The organism is Loktanella sp. 3ANDIMAR09 (assembly GCF_001420005.1).
GTDB lineage: Bacteria > Pseudomonadota > Alphaproteobacteria > Rhodobacterales > Rhodobacteraceae > Loktanella.
This window is the reverse complement of the sequence record NZ_LJAK01000028.1, coordinates 1-4,983: the sequence shown is the minus strand read 5'-3', so window position 1 is coordinate 4,983 and position 4,983 is coordinate 1. Positions and strand designations below refer to the sequence as shown.

Sequence of the window (4,983 nt, the reverse complement as noted above, 5' to 3'; positions counted from 1 at the left end):
TTAATGCAACAGCCCCCATCAGACCCCTAAATTGCAGTTTTGAAGGATTTGGGTATCGATTAAAAACATAAATAGCGACAGCGACAGCGGCATCCGTAGCCAACTAACATAATGCCCGTGCCCGTAGCACATTTCCAGTTTAACCCAATAAGCTATTCAACAAGTTGAAGCTTCCCTTCCTCTAACTCGTAAATTGTATCGGCATACTGTGTTATCTCGCTATCGTGACTAGTAAATATCAACGCAATTTCTTGCTTGATAAGGTTCTCAAAAATTTTGTGTTTTATGGTTGAATTTAGGTTCGCGGTTCCTTCATCCAAGACTAAAAAATTTGGTTTTTTATACAATGCGCGCGCCAATAATAACCGCTGTTTTTGGCCTGCTGAAAGGGCGTCGCCCATATCTCCTATCGGAGTGTTTACCCCCATGACCATGGCATCTACTTCGTCGTAAAATTGCGCGGCTTGGAGAGCTTCGATGACGTTATTAATATCAACACTGCCGCCAATACAAATATTGTCGACAACTGTTCCCGCGAACAGCACATCGCTTTGCATCAATAAACCAATGCCTCGCCTGACATTGCGTTTTCCCAGATCTATCGCCGTTTGGCCGTTTACCAACACCTGACCGGAGGTGGGTTCTTCAAGGGATGTGATCAATTTAAGCAGAGTGCTTTTACCTGCTCCCGATTGACCCAGGATACAAATTCGATCCCCACGTGCGACTGACAAAGAAACATCCTTAAGAACTTCGGTGTTGCCCCCTTCATATGAGTAAGAAACAGCACATAGTTCCAGTGTTTCGAAGGAAATAGCCTGCTCAGTAGACCCACCCTCATTTTTCGTCTTTGCAGTAATATCAAACGTCTCAGTCAATTCAGTCAGTGGCGTGTCAGAAGGTTCCAATATAATGTCGGATAATCGCTCGAGTTGTACGCGCGCAGAGATAATTCCCATCCCAAACCCAACAATTGAGTCAACTCCACTGGAAAACATCTTTGTATAGACGGTCACAGCATAAAACATACCAATTGTCAGATCACCAGCGGCCACCAGATACAAAGCAACCGCTGGAATTAAAAGGCGATTGTATATTTGACAAACCCAAGCGAATTCCCTATATCTGATTGAAGAAATCAGAGGTATCCGCCATGTCCGTTCTTTCCGCCCCTTACATGCACGACGAAGCCGCAGCGTTTGCGCACGTTGAAGCGATGCTTTGGGCCGATGGTCCGGTATGCCCCCACTGTGGCGTGATCGACAGCGCCTATCGTCTGACTGGCGTCATGACGAAGCCCAGCAAGAAGAACCCCGAGGGCAAAGAGCGTCACGGCCTGTGGAAGTGCCGCGAGTGCCGTAAGCAGTTCACCGTTCGCAAGGGCACAATCTTTGAGGAAAGCCACCTGCCGTTGCACCTGTGGCTGCAAGCCATTCACCTGATGGTGTCCAGCAAGAAGGGCATCAGCAGCCACCAGCTTCACCGCGTTCTGGGCATCACCTACAAGTCCGCTTGGTTCCTTACCCACCGCATCCGCGAATGTATGCGCGACGGCGCGCTGGCTGGCTTTGGCGGCAATGGTGGCATTGTCGAGGTTGACGAAACCTTCATCGGCAAGGAACCCGGCGTTAAGAAAGCGAAGAACGCCCGTGGCGGCTCTCACAAGATGAAAATGGTGACGCTGGTGGATCGCACGACCAAACGTGCCAAGTCTATCGTTGTGGACGACCTCAAGAAGTCCACGCTGATCCCGATCCTGCAAGAGAACATCGCCCGCGAAGCCTACGTCATGACCGACGAAGCCCGCCAGTATCAGGGCATCGGCGCTGGCAAGGTATTCGACGCTCACGGCTGGACCAATCACAGCGCCGGTCAGTATGTCGATTATAATGACAGCGAAATTCACACCAACACCGTCGAAGGCTTTTACAGCATCTTCAAGCGCGGCATGAAGGGTGTCTATCAGCACTGCGGCAAGCAACACCTGCACCGCTATGCTGCGGAGTTCGACTTTCGTTACAACAACCGCGTAGCCAACGGTGTTGACGATGCCGAGCGCGGCGCAATCGCTCTAACTGGGGCAGTCGGGAAGCGGCTGACATATCATCAGCCTAATCAATAAGTTAGGCAATAAGTGACTGATTCGCTTGACGGAATCGGAATTATGCCCTATATTAAAAGCAACCCGATGCGAAAGCGGTCGGTATTTGACGGTACATAATCCATCGGGGGGAGCGCTTGCGCTCCCCTCTAGTCTTTAGGGGATGTGCTTGGCTCCATACCCCCAAATCTTACCATATGCAGACCGATCATACTTCTGGTTTCCTAGGATCGCGGAAACCTTGCTCGCAAAGGGAGCTTCTTGCACTTGGTGCCCCATGTTGCTTCGGATCGTGTAGTGCGAAGGATGGGCCAAAAGATCGCAAAGCTGAAGCCCTGCCACGTTATCCTTTTTGGTTCTGAACTTCAGATTTGATGAAGGGATTCGCTCCTGCACCAATGCCCTTGGCGCAAAGCGAGTTCCTTCGTTCTTAAAGTGAAGAAACTCGTCCTGTAGCGCCTGGTCCTGGGGTTTGGACCTGGCCTCTGGCATGATATCACCGATAGAAAACTTCCGCTTAAGCAGTTGGGCATATTTTTCAACAATCACCTCCATGAGAACGTGGTAGGGATGGGTTCTTTCCCAGTGGTTCTTGAGCGCTAGCTCCTGCTTGTCTACCAATACGGTAATTACCGTGTATTCAGCCTCATTGAAGACGCGGAGGATTTGCTCATCAAAATGCGCCCTAACCTCTGGAGATTTCAGGCATTCGAACGGCCCTTTGCTCTGGCGAATATCCGACCTGTGGAAACAAATTGGAGTGTCTGGGTCTTCGTCAAAGACCTCCGCCTTAATGCGGTTGAATGCGGGCACCAAGTAGTCTCTTGCGTGTTCAACTTTCATCACCACGCCTGTCAGGCTAAGGTAACGAAATTTTTCGAGGTCAAGGCGTGTCATCCGGTCAACGCCATGCTCGTCTAGGTACATACGATACATGAGGGAAGTGATGCAGCATAACAGAGAAAAGAGTCAACTAGACCGCTTCAAGGAAGCCGCCCGCGAGATCGGTGCGGACGACGACGAAGCGAAGTTCAACGAAAAGCTGGGCAATCTGGTGAAGCAGAAACCCAAGGACAATGACGAAAAGTGAGGTATTGAAATACCTCAAAGGGTGGGGTATCATAATACCCATGAAATTACTTCGCATCAAATTGGCAATGTGGTTTGCCTACCGAATTTGCCGCGTCCCCGTTCAAGTCGAGCAGCGTTTTATGTGGGGCCGAAACTCTTGAAGGTGTGGGCGTAGGTTGTGAATACTATTGCCACGTCTTTCTTGTAGTCCAAAGCGCCGTACAATGCCGTATGAACAGCATCCGCATCGTCTGTGTCCAAGAACAGGCACGATGTGCTCTTGTCTTCTACTATGACAAAGTCCGCCAACCTGTCGTGTAACTTCCGATAACGGTTACTGTAATCATCGTCATACTTAATGTTGAACGTAACGCCGATCATACTCGAATCTCCCTAAAGCAGAGTCCGAGCATCCCGCTAACCAAAGGGTTTGTCAAATATACAATCGCCTAATTTTGGAACCAAGGAGAGACGGATATGAGTAAGGGAATTCGGTTTACGGATGAGTTTAAGCAGGACGCTGTAGCGCAGGTTGTTGAGCGTGGTTATTCGGTGAGCGAAGTGGCTGAGCGGCTGGGGATTAGCACCAAATCGCTGTACACTTGGAAGTCTCAGTTTGCGAAGTCACCGCACGTCCGATCTGAGGTCGCGGAACAAGCTGCTGAGATTAAGCGGCTTAAGAAAGAGCTGGCCCTGGTGACCGAGGAACGCACCATTCTAAAGAAGGGCGTGGCCTTTGTCCGCCATTGGTCCGAGGACAATGGACGCGCGCGTACTTCGCGCGCGAGTCTCAGTGAAGTACGCGTTCATAGAGGCTCACCGTGCAGAGTTTTCAGTGCGGTCGATGTGCCGTGTGCTGATGGTTCATTTCAGCGGTTTCTATGCATGGCTTAAGGAACCGTTAAGCCAGCGTGCGCTCGAAGATGCGCGTCAGACAAAGCTGATCCATCAGGCCTGGACGGACAGCGGAAGGGTCTACGGATACCGGAGGTTGACTGATGACCTGCGCGATGCAGGCGAGACCTGTTCTGAGAACCGTGTGGCGCGTTTGGCCAGCTTGGCAGGCATTGCAGCGCAGATCGGATACAAACGTCGATCTGGGCGGTATGGTGGCAAGCCTGCTGTCGTTGCTGACAACACCCTAGATCGGCAGTTTGGAGTTGAAGCGCCTGACCGAGTGTGGGTGACAGACATCACATACATCAAGACGCACGAAGGTTGGTCTTATCTGGCCGTTGTGATCGATCTGTTCTCAAGGCGCGTCGTCGGTTGGTCCATGCAGTCCCGCATGACATCTGATCTTGCCTTGCAGGCATTGTTGGGCGCTGTTTGGCGGCGTAAACCAAAGCATAGGGTCTTGATCCATTCCGACCTAGGTTCCCAATTCACTGGCAAAGAGTGGCAATCGTTTCTCAGCAAGCACAATCTGGATGCCAGCATGAGCAGACGCGGAAATTGCCATGACAATGCGGTCGCAGAGAGCTTCTTTCACCTGTTGAAACGCGAACGGATCAGGCGGCGAACATACCTGACACGCGACGCAGCAAGGCAGGACGTATTCGACTACATCGAGATGTTCTACAACCCAACACGCAAGCACACGAACAACGGCATGCTGTCACCGGTTGACTATGAAATGAAACAGCAGAAAATGAACGAGGCAGGCGTCTAGGAAACTAGGGGCAACTTAAGCTTCTGCACCCAACGAAAGACCGTCGAGCGATCAACATCCACACCGCGTTCCGCCAGCAGGTCCGTCACATCTTGATAAGGCAGTGGGTATCGCAAATACATCCGAACCGCACACAGAA

Annotated in this window: 4 protein-coding genes and 2 pseudogenes; 3 read left to right on the top strand and 3 right to left on the bottom strand. The window is 51.0% G+C overall.

The genetic code is table 11. From position 1 onward, the window contains the following. Window positions 1-152 precede the first annotated feature (152 nt). The gene (locus AN189_RS18610) at window positions 153-1,028 is read right to left on the bottom strand and encodes an ATP-binding cassette domain-containing protein (protein ID WP_056039672.1); all 876 of its coding nucleotides are present in this window, start codon (window positions 1,026-1,028) and stop codon (window positions 153-155) included. A 125-nt stretch (window positions 1,029-1,153) separates the two neighbouring features. Between AN189_RS18610 and AN189_RS18605 the strand changes: the two genes are divergently transcribed. Then, window positions 1,154-2,122, top strand: a complete 969-nt coding sequence (locus AN189_RS18605) for an IS1595 family transposase (RefSeq protein ID WP_056039668.1) — start codon at window positions 1,154-1,156, stop codon at window positions 2,120-2,122. A gap of 135 nt (window positions 2,123-2,257) precedes the next feature. On the opposite strand, the gene AN189_RS18600 is transcribed toward AN189_RS18605, so the two are convergent. Continuing rightward, complete coding sequence (locus AN189_RS18600; protein ID WP_301281467.1) at window positions 2,258-3,028, bottom strand: DUF3800 domain-containing protein; 771 nt, start codon at window positions 3,026-3,028, stop codon at window positions 2,258-2,260. Between the two features lie 19 nt (window positions 3,029-3,047). On the opposite strand from AN189_RS18600, the gene AN189_RS19445 reads away from it, so the two are divergent. After that, window positions 3,048-3,191, top strand: a complete 144-nt coding sequence (locus AN189_RS19445) for a hypothetical protein (RefSeq protein ID WP_172794955.1) — start codon at window positions 3,048-3,050, stop codon at window positions 3,189-3,191. A gap of 458 nt (window positions 3,192-3,649) precedes the next feature. Next, window positions 3,650-4,844, top strand: a pseudogene (locus AN189_RS18590) (IS3 family transposase). A gap of 23 nt (window positions 4,845-4,867) precedes the next feature. Here AN189_RS18590 and AN189_RS19645 read toward each other — a convergent pair. After that, a pseudogene (locus AN189_RS19645) lies at window positions 4,868-4,981 on the bottom strand (IS6 family transposase); the annotation flags it as partial. Window positions 4,982-4,983 lie beyond the last annotated feature (2 nt).